The 14728-nt window shown below is 74.2% G+C and carries 12 protein-coding genes; 8 read left to right on the forward strand and 4 right to left on the reverse strand.

The window, feature by feature from the left end; all coding sequences use genetic code 11:
- Nucleotides 1-109: 109 nt before the first annotated feature.
- Nucleotides 110-1495 carry an MBL fold metallo-hydrolase gene (locus A6F73_RS00320; protein ID WP_063345875.1) on the reverse strand — a complete coding sequence of 462 codons (1386 nt, stop codon included), beginning with the start codon at nucleotides 1493-1495 and terminating at the stop codon, nucleotides 110-112.
- Nucleotides 1496-1752: 257 nt separating this feature from the next.
- On the opposite strand from A6F73_RS00320, the gene A6F73_RS00325 reads away from it, so the two are divergent.
- From A6F73_RS00325 to A6F73_RS00340, 4 genes are all read left to right on the forward strand, one after another.
- The gene (locus A6F73_RS00325) at nucleotides 1753-2154 is read left to right on the forward strand and encodes a rhodanese-like domain-containing protein (protein WP_063345876.1); all 402 of its coding nucleotides are present in this window, start codon (nucleotides 1753-1755) and stop codon (nucleotides 2152-2154) included.
- Nucleotides 2151-2900, forward strand: coding sequence for a sulfite exporter TauE/SafE family protein (locus A6F73_RS00330; protein ID WP_063345877.1), 750 nt, complete (start codon nucleotides 2151-2153; stop codon nucleotides 2898-2900). Before A6F73_RS00325 ends, A6F73_RS00330 begins: the two co-directional genes overlap by 4 nt.
- A gap of 213 nt (nucleotides 2901-3113) precedes the next feature.
- Entirely contained in the window at nucleotides 3114-5546 is a 2433-nt protein-coding gene (locus A6F73_RS00335; RefSeq protein ID WP_079135307.1) for an RICIN domain-containing protein, read from the forward strand.
- 107 nt (nucleotides 5547-5653) lie between these two features.
- Nucleotides 5654-7729: a hypothetical protein gene (locus tag A6F73_RS00340; protein ID WP_063345878.1), complete on the forward strand. Its 2076-nt coding sequence runs from the start codon at nucleotides 5654-5656 to the stop codon at nucleotides 7727-7729.
- 55 nt (nucleotides 7730-7784) lie between these two features.
- Here the strand turns inward: A6F73_RS00340 and A6F73_RS00345 are convergent, their stop codons facing one another.
- Entirely contained in the window at nucleotides 7785-8969 is a 1185-nt protein-coding gene (locus A6F73_RS00345; protein WP_063345879.1) for a saccharopine dehydrogenase NADP-binding domain-containing protein, read from the reverse strand.
- Nucleotides 8970-9039: 70 nt separating this feature from the next.
- Nucleotides 9040-10059, reverse strand: coding sequence for an alpha/beta hydrolase (locus A6F73_RS00350; RefSeq protein ID WP_063350813.1), 1020 nt, complete (start codon nucleotides 10057-10059; stop codon nucleotides 9040-9042).
- Between the two features lie 66 nt (nucleotides 10060-10125).
- Here A6F73_RS00350 and A6F73_RS00355 point away from each other — a divergent pair, with 66 nt between their 5' ends.
- Nucleotides 10126-10971: a PaaX family transcriptional regulator C-terminal domain-containing protein gene (locus tag A6F73_RS00355; RefSeq protein ID WP_244293237.1), complete on the forward strand. Its 846-nt coding sequence runs from the start codon at nucleotides 10126-10128 to the stop codon at nucleotides 10969-10971.
- On the opposite strand, the gene A6F73_RS00360 is transcribed toward A6F73_RS00355, so the two are convergent.
- A complete protein-coding gene (locus A6F73_RS00360) occupies nucleotides 10961-12232 on the reverse strand; it encodes an MFS transporter (protein WP_079135308.1) in 1272 nt (423 codons plus the stop codon). The two genes, A6F73_RS00355 and A6F73_RS00360, sit on opposite strands and share 11 nt — an antisense overlap.
- Before the next feature lie 54 nt (nucleotides 12233-12286).
- Between A6F73_RS00360 and A6F73_RS00365 the strand changes: the two genes are divergently transcribed.
- The 3 genes from A6F73_RS00365 to A6F73_RS00375 all read left to right on the forward strand — a co-directional run bounded on the left by A6F73_RS00365 (nucleotide 12287) and on the right by A6F73_RS00375 (nucleotide 14584).
- Complete coding sequence (locus A6F73_RS00365; protein ID WP_063345881.1) at nucleotides 12287-13030, forward strand: helix-turn-helix transcriptional regulator; 744 nt, start codon at nucleotides 12287-12289, stop codon at nucleotides 13028-13030.
- 38 nt (nucleotides 13031-13068) lie between these two features.
- Nucleotides 13069-13812: an SOS response-associated peptidase gene (locus A6F73_RS00370; RefSeq protein WP_063345882.1), complete on the forward strand. Its 744-nt coding sequence runs from the start codon at nucleotides 13069-13071 to the stop codon at nucleotides 13810-13812.
- A 202-nt stretch (nucleotides 13813-14014) separates the two neighbouring features.
- Complete coding sequence (locus A6F73_RS00375; protein WP_063345883.1) at nucleotides 14015-14584, forward strand: hypothetical protein; 570 nt, start codon at nucleotides 14015-14017, stop codon at nucleotides 14582-14584.
- Nucleotides 14585-14728 lie beyond the last annotated feature (144 nt).

Consider the following 14728-nt stretch of genomic DNA (forward strand, 5'->3'; position numbering starts at 1 on the left):
GGGACTCTCTCGACGAACCCTCGCCCAGGACGGCGCCTCGGGAACGAACTTCACCGGACTCCAGGACCGGGATCGTGCCCCGACGGGAGGGTCGCCCGGGGCGGCTGGGTCAGGCCCGGGTGGGGTGGGTGAGGGTGTGCCAGGCGTTGTAGCCGCCGAGGAGGTCGAAGACGTCGGTGTGGCCGTGGTGGCGCAGCAGGCTGGCGGCGATGGAGGAGCGGTGGCCGCCGGCGCAGTGGACGACGAGTGGGTGGTCGGTGGGGATCTCGTCGAGGCGGGTGGGGAGTTCGGTCAGGGGGATGTGGAGGGATCCTTCGATGGAGCCGGTTTCGCGTTCGCCGCAGGTGCGCACGTCCAGGACGGTGGGGGGCTGGTCGCCGGTGAGGGCGGTGCGGAGTTGGTCGGCAGTGAGGCGGCTGGCGGGGGTGACGTCGTCGGCGAGGGCGGGCAGGGCGTTGTCGGGGTTGCTCAGGTAGCCGGCGATGTGATCGAAGCCGATGCGGGCGAGGCGGGTGACGACTTCGTCCTCGCGGTCCTGCGGGGCGATGATCGCGATGGTGCTGTCGGGGGTGAGGACGGTGCCGGCCTGTTCGGCGAAACGGCCGTCGAGGGGGACGTTGACGGCGCCGCGGACGTGTCCGGCGGCGAAGTCCTGGGGGTTGCGGGCGTCGAGGACGACGGCGCCGGCGGTGCGGGCTTCCTTGAGGCCTTCGGGGCACAGGGGGCGGGCGGCGTTCGTGGGGTCGAGCAGCGGGTGGTCCTGCCGGTTGAGGGCGGCGTCGTGGCCGAAGTAGGCGGGGGCGGTGGACTGGCCGGCGGTGACGATGCGGACGAAGGTGTCCTGGTTCATGGGCTGGCAGGCGTAGTTGGTGCGGCGCTGGGTGCCGATGGTGGAGCGCTTCTCGGTGGAGAGGTTCTTGCCGCAGGCGGAGCCGGCGCCGTGGGCGGGGAAGACGAGGGTCTCGTCGGGCAGGCCCATCAGCTTGTGGTGGACGCTGTCGTAGAGCATGGCGCCGAGTTCGTCGGCGGTGACGCCGGTGGAGGCGAGCAGGTCGGGGCGGCCGACGTCGCCGATGAACAGGGCGTCGCCGGTGAGCACGCCGTACGGGACGGTGTCGTCGGGCTGCTCGAAGACGAGGATGCTGATCGACTCGGGGGTGTGCCCGGGGGTTTCCAGGATCTGCAGGGTGACGTCGCCGAGTTCGATCCGTTCGCCGTCGGCGAGATGGCGGATGGGGTACTCGGTCTCCGCCCGGTGGCCGTAGCCGATCCAGGCGCCGGTGCGGTCGGCCAGTTCGAGGTGGCCGGCCAGGAAGTCGGCGTGGAAGTGGGTGTTGATGACGGCCTCGACGGTCAGGCCGCGGGCCTCGGCGTCGGCGACGTACTCGTCGACGTCGCGGCGGGGGTCGACCACGACGGCGCGGCCGGTGCGCTCGTCGGCGATCAGGTACGAGGCCTGGGAGAGGCAGTCGAGATAGAACTGGGCGAAGTACACGGGAAACCTCCTGGGCGGCGTCGGGCGCCTCGGCGTGATTTCGATACCCCCACCGGTATATGTGCCAGCATACCGCCCCACGGTTGATACGGGGCGGGGTATCGCCGAACGAGGTCGATAATACCCCCAGGGGTACTATGGTGGACATTGCGCGGGACCGGCCGCCGCCACCGGAGACGGGTGGCACCGAGGAGGCACCCCCGCCTTCGCCCTTTCGGCGGCCCGGCCCACACCAGACCACACCATCGGAGAACCGCATGCCCCCGCTGTCGCCCAACCCCGGGCAGACCACCCCCGCCCAAGCCCACCAGCTCGCCCGCGCCGGCGCAGCCGTCCTGCTCGACGTCCGGGAGCGCGGCGAGTTCACGGCCGGCCACGCCCCCGGCGCCCTCCACCTGCCGCTGATCGCCCTGGCCGCCCGCGAACCGCTGCCGCCCGAGGCGGACGGACTGCTCGTCCTGGCGATCTGCCACTCGGGCAACCGCTCCGGGCGGGCGGCGCAGCTGCTCGCCGAGCGCGGCGTCGAGGTGCTGAACGTCGTCGGCGGCATGGCCGCCTGGGAGCGGGGCGGGCTGCCGGTCACCACGCCGGGCGGCAGCAGCAGCGGTGGCAGTAGCGATGGCGGCGGGAACTCCAGGGGCGCCGGGGACGCGATATGACCGCGCTGCTCCTGGCGCTGGCCGCCGGGGCCGTGGTCGGCCTCGCCCTCGGCGGCCTCGGCGGGGGCGGCAGCATGCTCGCCGTCCCCGCGCTGGTCTACCTGCTCGGCTTCAGCCCGGCCCTGGCCACCACGGCCGCCCTGGTGATCGTCGCCGCGACCTCGCTGACCGGCCTGCTCGCGCACGCCCGGGCGGGCCGGGTCCGCTGGCGCACCGGCGCGCTGTTCGCCGCCGCCGGGCTGCCCGCCGCCACGGCCGCCGGGGCACTCTCGGCACACCTGCCCGGGGCGCTGCTGACCGGCGCGTTCGCGGTGCTGGCCGGGTTGGCCGCCTGGCGGATGCTGGTGCCGCCGAAGGCCGCCCCGCAGGAACGTTCCGCCGCCGGGTGGGGCCGCTCGACGGCGACCGGCGCCGGGCTCGGTGCGGTCACCGGGCTGCTGGGGGTCGGGGGCGGGTTCCTCGCCGTCCCCGCGCTGGTCTCGGTGCTCGCCTTCACCATGGCCGAGGCGGTGGGCACCAGTCTGCTGGTGATCACCGCCAACGCGCTGGCCGCGCTGCTGCCCCGCCTCGGCGCGACCGGTGCGATCGACTGGGCGGTGGCCGCCCCCTTCACCGGGGCCGCGATCCTCGGCGCCTGGGACGGCAAGCGGCTCGCCGACCGGTTCAGCGGGCGCACCCTGCAACGGGCCTTCGCGTTCGCCCTGCTCGGCGTGGCCGCGCTGATGCTGGTCACCGCCCTGCGCTGACCCCGGGCGGTTCCAGCCCCGGGCGCGCGAACCCGGAAGGCGAGTCCGGAGGGCGGCAGCCGACCGTGCGCCGACCGTTGACGCGGCTCGGATAGGCATGTGACATTGCACATGTCACCCGACGCCGCTCAAGGGATTTGAACGTTCAAACCCCTGCCCGCGCACGCCGCCCCGCCCCTGACGCACCGCCAGCCGTCCGACAGGAGAGCCCCCATGCCCCCCACCCGCGCCCCGCGCCACCGACCGGTCCGCGCCCTGCCCCCGGGCTCAGCGGTCCTGGCTGCCCTGGCCGTCCTCGCCGTCCAGGCCGTCGGCGCGGGACCGGCCCGAGCCGACGGCGCGGCCCCGCTGGTCGACGGCGGCGGCTACGTCCTCGGCTCCGCCCTGGACGGCAGCTGCCTCGGCCCGCAGTACGCGCAGCCGGCGGCCGGCACGCCCGTCGTCGGCGCGGCCTGCCAGGGGCTGCTCAGCCAGCGCTGGCAGCTGCACCGCACCACCGCCGGCTACCGGCTGGTCAACGCCGCGAGCGGACGCTGCCTGACCCTCGACGGCACCGGGCGGCGCCCCGGCACGGCCGACTGCGGCACCGACCCCGCCGCCGAGACCTTCGCCATCTCCCCGGCACCGGGCGGGAGTCACACCCTGGCCGCGCACGGCGCCTGCCTCACCACGGCAGGCGACCACGAGCAGAGCAACGCAGCGGACCGCGAGCAGAGCAGCGCCGCCGACCGCCGCCGTTGCGACGCCCGGCCCGCCCACCGCTGGACCCTCACCCGCAGCGAACCGCTCACCCTCACCGACCCCGGCTTCGAACAGGGCACGGACGGCTGGACGTTCACCGACCACACCGGCGTCGCCACCAACAACCCGCACGGCGGCACCCGCCTCGCCTACCTCGACGCCGGCTCCGGCCACCGGATCGCCCAGCAGGTCACCGCCGTCACCGCGGGCAGCTACGACCTGTCCGTCTGGATCGCCACCGGCGGCGCCGGCGGCACCTTATCGGTCAGCGTCAACGGCACCGTGGTCCGCTCGCTGACCCTGCCCGAGCAGCCCATCTACGCGAAGTACACCCTGCCCCGGGTGCACGTCGCGGCCGGCGACCGGCTCACCCTCGGCATCGGCTCCTCCCCCACCGGCTGGGTCAACGCGGACGACGCCGCCGTCGCCCCGTCCGCCCCCAGCGACCCGAGGATCAGCTCCTCGGACCCGGAGGTCGTCGCCCTGTTCGACTGGGCCAAGACCAAGGCCAACAGCTGGGTGCAGCAGGCCGGCACCACCGGCGTGCTCAACCAGGACGAGAACAACCCCGGCGGCACCGGCACCACCACCTACGACACCACCTACTGGGCCGGCTACCCGTTCCGCTCCGACTTCTACAGCCGCGACTTCGCCCACCAGCTGGTCGGCGCCCACCTGCTCGGCCTGGACGCCGAGAACAAGACCATGCTGCGCGGGTTCGCCGCCTCCGCCACCGAGACCAACAAGCTCTACCCGGTCTGGGCGCTCAACTTCGACGCCAGGACGTACGGCAGCATCGACTACCGGAGCCCCGACCGCTTCGTGCGCGAGCTGCCCGCGCCGTTCGAGCTGGTCGAGAAGGCCGGCGAGGCCTACCGGTGGACCGGGGACCGCGACTACGCCGACGACCCCGCGCTGAGCGGCTACGTCCGCAACACCCTCGGCCCCTTCATCGCCCAGCACCCCGGCCCGGTCGACAACGGCGGCCTGCCCATCCCGCAGGCCACCAGCCGCAGCATCTTCGCCGGCACCGCGAGCTATGCCGAGAACGCCACCAGCACCTACGCCGAGGCCGGTGACGCGATCGGTGCCCAGTACCAGGCGTACCTCGCCGCCGCGACGCTGGCCACCGCCCAGGGCGACACCGCCGCCGCCACCGGCTACCGGCAGGCCGCCACCGCGCTGCGCGACTACGTCAACACCACCTGGAGCGTGGACCGGCAGCAGCCCGGCGAGGTCGTGCACGGCTACGACACCACCGGCAAGCCGGTGACCGGCTGGGGCTACGAGTCCAGCGTGCTGATGCCGGTCAAGCAGCTGCTCGACCCCGGCCCGCGCCGGAACGCCCTCCTCGCCGCCATCGACGCCGCCGACTCCGGCCCGCAGCGCTCGACCAACCTGGAGGCCTACACCTACCTGCCCGACGCCTTCTTCGCCAACCAGGACGGCGACACCGCCTGGAAGTGGATGCGGCAGATCTACCAGGGCGTCGACCAGCTCCACGCCACCGGGCGGCTGCTCAACGGCGACTACCCCGAGGTCCCGTTCACGCTGCTCGGCCAGACCGTGCAGGGCCTGCTCGGCGTCGAGCCCGACGCCGCCGCGCACACCCTCGTGACCGCCTCCCGGCTGCCCGCCTCGATGGGCTGGCTGGAGGTCGCCGACATCCCGGTCGGCGCGGGCTCGGTCACCGTCCGGCACGACGGCCACCGCAGCAGCACCGTCACCAACACCGGCCGCGCGCCGCTCACCTGGGAGGCCCGCTTCGCCGGCCCGCACGGCGGGATCACCGTCGACGGCAAGGCCCGGCCCACCCGCACCAGGACCGTCGACGGCGTGAGCTACACCTACGCCACCGTCACCGTCGCCCCCGGGCGCACCGCGAGCGCCGCCGTCACGGACTGACCCCCCCCAGCGCACCACCCTTCCGGCCGACCGGCCCCCAACCGGTCGGCCGCACACCCCGCTCCACCCGACGCACCGTCACCTCCCCCACACCCTCAGGAGCGCGCATGCGCCACATCCCCCACCGCCTCGCGGCACCCGTGCTCGCGCTGGCCCTCGCCGCCACCGGCCTCGGTGCCCTCACGCTCGGCACGGCCGCCCCCGCCGCCGCCCTGGGCAACGGCAACGCCCTCACCCCGCCCATGGGGTGGAACTCCTGGAACTCCCTCGGCACCGAGGTCACCGAGGACCAGGTCGTCCAGACCATCGACTTCATGGCCGCCAACGGCCTGGTGGCGGCCGGCTACGACACCGTCACCATCGACGACGGCTGGTCGCTCTGGCACCGCGACGGCCAGACCACCGACCTGGTCCGCAACGCCGACGGCGGGCTCCAGCTCCACGACGCCGCCGGGAACCCCGTCAGCGGCACCGACGGCACCGGCAACGACCCCACCACCGGCCACCTCCTCCCCCGCCCGGACCACTTCCCCGCGCAGACCGTCAACGGGCGGACCGTCAACGGCATCGAGTACCTCGCCCAGTACGCGCACGGCAAGGGCATGAAGTTCGGCCTCTACGCCACCGACACCTACCTCACCTGCCAGATGCACCCCGGCAGCCTCGGCCACGAGAGCACCGACGCGAGCGACTTCGTCTCCTGGGGCGTCGACTACGTCAAGTACGACGACTGCCCCTACGGCCCGCAGATCACCGGCCCGGACGGCCACAACTACTTCACCCAGGGCGAGGGCAAGGAGCTCACCCGCTCGATCTACGCCCGCGTCCAGACCTTCCAGCGCGCCCTCGACGCCGCCTCCGCCGCGCAGGGCCGGCCCAAGGTCACCCTCAGCGTCTCCGCCCAGCCCGCCCACACCGGCGTCCCGTACCTGCTCGCCGCCGACGACCCGGCGCGCACCGACCCGGTGGTGCAGGCCGCCGGCACCGCGCCGTTCCAGGCGCCCGGCTACGCGCCGACCGGCGTCTGGTGCGGCCAGGTCGCCAACCTCTGCCGGATCGGCGGCGACCGCGACAGCGAGCTCGACGGGGTGCTCTGGAACGGGCAGTTGCAGACCGCGCTGCAGTACCCCGGCAACGTGCGCCCGGGCAGCTGGAACGACCTCGACATGATGTTCACCGGCTGGCAGGACGTCTACGGCGCCTGGGGCACCACCGACACCTGCACCTGCCACAAGCCGTTCACCGACGACGAGTCCCGCACCGAGACCTCCGTCCTCGCGATGCTCGCCGCCCCCCTGGTCTCCGGCGCCGACCTGCGCACCGCCGCACAGTCCCAGCACAGCGCGGACGGCCACACCTGGTCCACCGGGATCGACGCCGCGAGCCTGGCGGTCCTGAAGAACCGCGACGTCATAGCGATCGACCAGGACGCGCTGGCCAAGCCCGCCACCCTGGTCGGCGCCAAGCCCGCGAACGCCACCGCGCCGGTCGTCCTCCAGCGGCGGCTGGCGAACGGCGACACCGCCGTGCTGCTCGTCAACCAGGACCCGGCCGCGAGCCGCACGGTGAGCACCAGCCTCGGCGAGCTCGGCCTCACCGGGCCCGGCTACACCGCCAAGGAGCTGTGGACGGGCGCGAGTTCGACCGTCACCGGCACGCTCGGCGCCTCGCTGGCCCCGCACGGCGTGGCGCTGTACCGGCTCAGCGCCCGGCCGGCCACCGGGCCGGCCGCGGTGGTCGACGACGGCCGCTACCACGCGATCGGCGCCGGCGGCAGTGGCGGCCTGGTCCTCGAAGTGGCGGGGACCTGCAGCTCGCCGCTCGGCGCCGTCGCCGACGTCAACACCTGGTGGCCCACGCACACCTCCGAGCAGTGGACCTTCACCAGCAACCCGGACGGCACCGTGCGGATCGCCGACAACTGCGCCACCGCCACCCACGCGCACACCGTGCTCGCCGCCGGCACCGACCCCGGCAACAGCGCCTACCTGCTCGACTACTCGCCCGGCAACCGCTGGCAGGAGTGGCGGGTCACCCAGGACGGCGCCACCGGCACGCTCACCATCACCAACGTCGCCACCGGCCTGGTCCTCAACGCCCGCACCGGCACGGCGGGTTCGACCGTGACCACGGACGCGGCCGACGGCGCCGCCCCCGGACAGGGTTGGGCCGTCGTGTCCTGACCTCGCCGGCGCCGACGCCCGCGCCCTGATCACGCCTCCTGACCGCGTCTCCTGATCACGCTCCCGGGCGCTCCTCCACCACGACGCCGACGCCCGGCCAGTGGCGTACCAGGTCGGCGAAGAAGCGCTCGGCGTCGATCGCCGCCTCGGGCGGGTGGACGCCCGGGGCGTGGACGCCGCTGTCCAGGAGCTGGGCGAGGCCGAGGGCCGCCGGCACGCCGGTGCTCTCGGCCATGTCGCCGAGCAGGGCCTCGGCGCCGGTGAGCCGGGCGAGGACGGTGACCGGCCGGCCCTCGCGGCTGCCGGTGGCGGCGGCGAAGAAGCCGGGGAGGCTGCCGGGGCCGGGGAAGCGGGCCGCCCGGGCGGCGGCCCGCAGGGTGCGGCGCAGCGTGGGGCGGTCGAGGTCTACGGCGGCGGTCTCGTTGCCGAGGCGCCCGGCGTCGAGGTCGTCCCGCAGGACGTCCAGGTAGGCGGCCGTCCTGGCGGTGACGACCATGAGGTTGGCGGCCGCGCCGCCGGGCCGCAGGCTGCGGTGCAGGGTGACCGGTTCGGGGTGGCCGACGGTGTACGCGGTGCCGCGGTGGCCGCCGGGCAGGTCGAGGGCGACCGGCCGCAGCGGGGGCCGCTGGACGATCCGGCCGCCGTCGACCACCGCGACCGTGCCGCTGATCTGCTGCATCCAGTGCACGGCGGCCGCCAGCGGGGCACCGTCCGGTCCGATCAGGGAGGTGTCGTCGGGTTCGGCACCCGCGTCGACGGGCCAGGCGGTGTAGAGGTCGGTCAGGGTGTCGAGGCGGGCGGCGGCCCGGACGGCGAGCAGGTTACTGACGCCGGGGCTGGCGCCCATGCCGATCACGGCGCGGACGCCGGCGGCGCGGGCCTCGCCGTCGAGTTCCAGCATCGCGACGGTGGGTTCCCAGTCGTCGCAGATGTCCAGGTAGTGGGTGCCGGTGCGGATCGCCGCGCGCAGCACGCCCAGGCCGAAGCGGTAGTACGGGCCGACGGTGTTGAGGACGGCGTCGGCTTCCGCGAGGGCGGCATGCAGCTGCGCCCCGTCGGTGACGTCGACCTGGCGGGCCCGGACCGGCACCGGGCCGCCGGCGAGGGCGGCGGCGGTGCGGCGGGCGGCGTCCGGGTCGCGGTCGGCGATCACGAGTTCGTGGACGCCGGGCAGTCGGGCGGCGACCCGGGCGGCGACGCGTCCCATCGCTCCCGCTCCGCCGAGGGCGAGCACTCTCATCGTCGTTTCTCCTTTCGCCGGCTGCGTCCACCGGCTTTGCGGCTGGGCCGTCAGCGCTGCCCGAGCGAGGTCAGGAAGCCAGCGAGGTCAGGAAGCTGCGGTGCTCGTCGAGGTAGCCGGGGCTGAAGAGCGAGCGGGGTGCGGCGATCGCGAGGAAGGTGCTCTCCAGTTCCGAGTCCTCGACGGATTCGGGGACGATGTTGTGCGTGGCGTCCGGGTAGCGCTTGACCCGGAGCTGGCCGGGCGTGGTGAGGATCCTGCGGTAGCCGGCCTCGGTGTCGTCGCTGTCGACGTTGATGTCGCGCCCGCCGAGGAAGAGCAGGACCGGCACCCGGAGGGCGGCGAGGTCGTCGCTGGCGTCGGAGGTGTGGTTGCGGCGGTTGAAGTCCCAGCGCTGCGGGGTGAGGCCGTCGACGTCGCCGCCGCCGGCCCGGTACTGCTCGAAGGTCTGGCCGGCCCGGAGGGCGGCGAGGTTCCGGTCGCTGCGCGCGATGGCGGCCGCAGTCTCGGCCGGGGTGGCGTGCTTCTTCCTGAGTTCGGCGAGCAGGTTGTAGCGGCCCTGCTGGAGCCAGTTGACGGCGGGGGCGACGGCGATCACGAACTTGACGTCCGGGGACTGCCGGGCGGCCTTGGGCATCACCCAGCCGGCCTGGCTGGCGCCCCAGAGGCCGATCCGGGCGGGGTCGATGCCGGGCTGCTTCTTTGCCCAGTCGATCGCGGCGACGGTCTCGTCGGCGCGGTCCTGGATGCTCTGGTCGAGCCAGTTGCCGGGGGCGCCGTCGACGCCGGGCTTGTCCCAGGAGAGGGAGGCGTAGCCGGCCTTGGCGATGGCCTCCCAGATCGGCCGGTAGAAGGTGTCGTGGGTGGCGTTGGTGGGGCCGTCCCCGTGGACGAAGACGACCAGGCCGGCGGGGGTGCGGCCGCCGGTCGGGCGGGCGAGGACGCCGTGCAGCGGCTGTTTGCCGCCGGTGATGGTGACGCGTTCCTCCTTGAGGTCGTACTCGTTCTGGTACACCACCCAGCCGCCCGCGCCGAGCAGGAGCACCACCACGGACAGCAGTGATCCCCAGAGCAACCATCGCCTGCGCATCTTCACTCACCAATCTCTCGTTCTCAAAACGAACGTATCAGATCTGAACGCATTAGGATGGTCGCCATGGTGGAGATTCCGACCCGGGTGCTGGTCGAGGCGATGGTCCGCACGGACGGCACGGTCGACTGCGGCGACCTGTACGCCGTGGCCGGCCTGCTCGGGATGACCGACCAGCAGGTCCGGCTGACCGTCAAGCGCCTCACCGACGACGGACGGTTCGTCCAGGAGGGGCGCGGCCGCCGGGCCCTGCTGCGGGCCACCGCCGAGACCCGGCGCTCGATCGACCCCGACGTCGAGTACGTGGCACTGATGTACGCCCAGGACCGCGGCCGGGCCCCCTGGGACGGCGTCTGGCACCTCGCGGGATTCGCCGTCCCCGAGCACGCCCGGCCCGCCCGCGACGCGTTGCGCGAGGCGATCCTCCGGCTCGGCGGCGCCCCGGTGCAGAACGGCCTCTACGTCTCGCCGCACCCCTGGGAGGAGGACGTCCTCGCCGAGGCCGCCGCCCTCGACGTGCGCGGCCACCTCACCCTCCTCACCAGCCGCGACCTGCGCACCGGCGAGACCGACGATCCCCGCGCGCTCGCCCGGCACTGGTGGCCGCTGGACCAGGTCGCCGAGGGCCACCAGCGGCTCACCGAGGTCGCGGCCGACCGCCTCGCCCGGCTGGAGAAGGGCCTCACCGGATCCGAACTGCTCACCGTCGCCCTGGAGTTGGCCGCCGCCTTCACCGAGGCGATGGAGCCCGACCCGCTGCTGCCGCCGGAACTCCTGCCACAGCCCTGGCCCGGCACCGCGGCCCGCGAACTCGTCGCCCGCTGCTGGGCGCTGCTGCTCGCCGACCCCGGGCCGGGCACGACCCGGCTGTTCGACGCCTACGCCGAGGTCGTCGCGGCCGTCACCGCGTAGCCGCCGGACCCGGCTCGGGCGCGGCAGGTGCGGCAGGTGCGACCGGCTCCGGCAGGGTGCGGAACAGCAGCCAGCTCAGCACCGGCATCAGCACCAGCGGCAGCAGGGCGGTGCGCAGCGAGGTCGCGTCGGCGAGGCCGCCGATCACCGGGCTCGCCAGGCCGCCGATGCTGACGGTCAGCCCCAGCGTGATCCCGCTGGCGGTGCCGATCCGCGAGGGCAGGTAGTCCTGCCCCAGCGTGACCTGCAACGAGAACGGCACGTACAGGCCCGCCGAGGTCAACGCCACGAAGACGTACAGCGCCGGGCCCGGCACCAGCACCACGCCCGCCACGGCCACCGCCGCCACCAGGTACGACCAGCGCGCCACCGCGACCCGGCCCCAGCGGTCCGCCAGCGCGCCGCCCAGCACCGAACCCACCGCGCCGCCCGCGTACAGCACCACCAGCGCCGCGGTGCCCGCCGCCGTACCGCCGCCGACCCGCTGGGTGGCGAACAGCGCGAGGAAGGTGCTCAGGCCGGTGAAGGCGATCGAGCGGCACACCACGGCCAGCGACAGACGCACGAACGAGGCCCGGTCGTCGGCCCCGGCCACCGGCGCCGAAGCCGCCCCGGCGGCCCGCCGGCGCTCCAGTTCGCGCAGCACCGGCAGGCACAGGACGGCGCCCGCGAGCGCCGGCAGCACCAGCAGCGGGGTCAGCCGCAGGCCGCCGCCCGAGACCAGCACGGAGACCAGCAGCGGGGCCGCCGCGAAGCCCAGGTTGCCGCCCAGCGAGAACCAGGCCATCCCCCGGTGGCCGTCCCGCGCGGCCAGCCGGGCAACCCGGGCGGACTCCGGGTGGTACGCGGCCACCCCGACCCCGGACAGCGCCACGAAGGCCAGCGTCAGCGGGTACGAGCCGCTCACCCCGCTGAGCGCGATGCCCACGCCGCCCACCAGCGTGCTGACCGGCAGCAGCCAGGGCAGCGGGCGGCGGTCGGTGATCGCGCCGAACAGCGGCTGCGCCACCGAGGAGAGCAGCGAGGCGGCGAGCACCACACCCGAGACGGCGGCGTAGCCGTAGCCGCGCTCGGCCACGAAGAACGGGACCAGGGCGGCCACCGCGCCCTGGTAGACGTCCACGCAGGCGTGTCCGAGGGACAGCAGGGTGATCGAGGAGTCCCGTTTGCCGGGTGAGCTCTTCGGATTGTCAGGTGTGCTGGATGTATTGGACGCACTGGGCGTAGTGATCGGGAGATTGTCCGGCGTTGTCTTCGGCATGCCGACATGCTCGGCGCAGCGGCACCTGTCGGGCTTCCGATAATCTGCCAGGTGATGCCGAACATCCGCCACGACCCCGTCGCCCCGACCCGCGCCCAGAGGCTGGCCTCCGGCAGCGGGATCGACGCCCACCGCCACGACGACCACCAGATCGCCTACGCGGCCAGCGGCGTGCTCGCCATCACCACCGACGCCGGCTCCTGGGTCGCCCCCGGCACCCGCGCCATCTGGGTCCCGGCCGGCACCGTGCACGCCCACCAGGCCCACGGCGAACTGGACCTCCACCTGGTCGGGCTGCCCGCCGCCGAGAACCCGCTCGGCCTGGACCGGCCGACCGTGCTCGCCGTCGGGCCGCTGCTGCGCGAACTGATCGTCGCCTACACCCGCACCCCCGAGGACGACAGCCCCGAACGGGCCCGGCTGCGCGCCGTCCTGCTCGACCAGCTGCGCGCCTCACCACAGCAGCCACTGCACCTGCCCGCCCCCGCCACGCCGCTGCTGCGCGCGGTCTGCGACCGGCTGCGGGCCGACCCGGCCGACCAGCACACCCTCGCCGAACTGGGCCGGGCGGTCGGCGCCAGCGACCGCACGCTCTCCCGGCTCTTCCGCGCCGACCTCGGCATGACCTTCCCCCAGTGGCGCACCCAGCTGCGGCTGCACCACGCGCTGGTGCTGCTCGCCGAAGGCCTGCCCGTCACGGCGGTCGCGCACCGCTGCGGCTGGTCCTCCGCGAGCGCCTTCATCGACGTCTTCCGCCGCACCTTCGGCCACACCCCAGGCCGCCACCCCACCTACTGACCCGGAATTGTCCGCCGCTGGTGGCAGGGTGGGGGGGCATGTGCGGTCGCTTCGTCTCCACCACCACGCCCCAGGACCTCGTCGCCCTGCTCGGGGAACTGCGCTGGGATCCGGCCGAGTCGTTCGCGCCGAGCTGGAACGTGGCGCCCACCGACCCGGTGCCCGCCGTCCTGGAACGCGTCGACCGGGAGAGCGGCGAGCTGCTGCGGCAGCTGCGGCCGCTGCGCTGGGGCCTGGTGCCGTCCTGGTCCAAGGACCCCTCCGGCGGCGCCCGCATGATCAACGCCCGCTCGGAGACCGTCCACCTCAAGCCCGCCTTCCGCAAGGCCTTCACCACCCGGCGCTGCGTCATCCCCGCCGACGGCTACTTCGAGTGGCGCGAGGTGCCCGCCGCCGCCGACCGGAAGAAGTACAAGCAGCCGTACTTCCTCAGCACCGGCTCGGTCATGCTGATGGCCGGCCTGTACGAGTTCTGGCGCGACCGCACCCGGCCCGAGGAGGACCCGGCGGCCTGGCTCGCCACCGCCACCGTCATCACGACCGACGCCACCGACAGCGCCGGGCGCGTCCACGACCGGATGCCGCTCACCATCGCCCCCGCCGACCTGGCCGCCTGGCTCGCCCCCGACCTCACGGACTCCGACGAACTCCACCACCTGCTGCGCCGCCCCACCGACGGCGCCCTGCGGGTGAGGGCCGTCTCCCCCGCCGTCAACAGCGTCCGCTCCAACGGCCCGGAACTGCTCGCCCCCGCCCCGGACCCGCTGGGGCTGGCGGACTGACGTTGGGTCCGACCCATGTCCCATGCCCCGGCACCACCATCGCCTCCACCGGGACCATCACCCTCGACGCGGCCGCGCCTGCTCCGGAGCTCTGATCCGTCTGCCGGGGGCGGGTGACTGGCCACCACGGACAGCCAGCCTCCCGTGGTGTACTACGTGTTCACCGTTCAGGCACAAGTCCCCATCAGGAGCGAACCGTTCGATGAGTGCCACCTGCCCCCAGTGCACCGCACCGGACCAGTCCGTCCTCATGGCGCACGCCCTGGCGGACACCACCGCGCCACTCGACGACTCGACGCGTGCGCTGCTGTACCCGCCGCCCGAGCCGCAGCCCGCCCCTGCCGAGCTGAGCACGGGGGCGATCGTGCTCTTCGTCCTCGCCGCGGTCTTCGGCCTGCTCGGGGTCCTCTCGCAGCTCCGCGACGACGAGGACCTGAGCGGCTACGACTCCGCCTACCAGCTCGGCTACCACATAGGCCCGTTCATCCTGCCCGCCGTCCTGCTGGTCATCGGCGTGATCGTGCGGACCGTGTCGCGAAGCCGCCACAGGCGAGCGGTCGAACAAGGACTGCCCGAGCAGCGGGCGCTCTGGCAGCGGCATCTCCACGTGTGGCAGTCAGGGTGGCTGTGCCGGCGCTGCCAGGTCGCGTTCTTCCCTGATGCGTCGATCCGGCCCGACTTCCCGGCCTCGCCCGCGATTCCCGTGGAGCAGTTCCCGCTCTGGGTGATGACCGCCGCCGAACGGGCTTTCGCCGGGCAGGGCCAGGCCTGACGCCGGCGCCGGGGCGCACCGGCTCGGCCGTCGAAGCGTTCCTCGACACCCGCGACCGCGCCGCCGAGGGCCCGGCCCGCATCAACCTCGGTGTGGCCCTGGCCGCGGCGGGCCGCCCGTCCTGGTGGCGTGCCAGGTGGGGAC

This window comes from Streptomyces sp. MJM8645, from assembly GCF_001625365.1.
Classification (GTDB): Bacteria; Actinomycetota; Actinomycetes; order Streptomycetales; family Streptomycetaceae; genus Kitasatospora.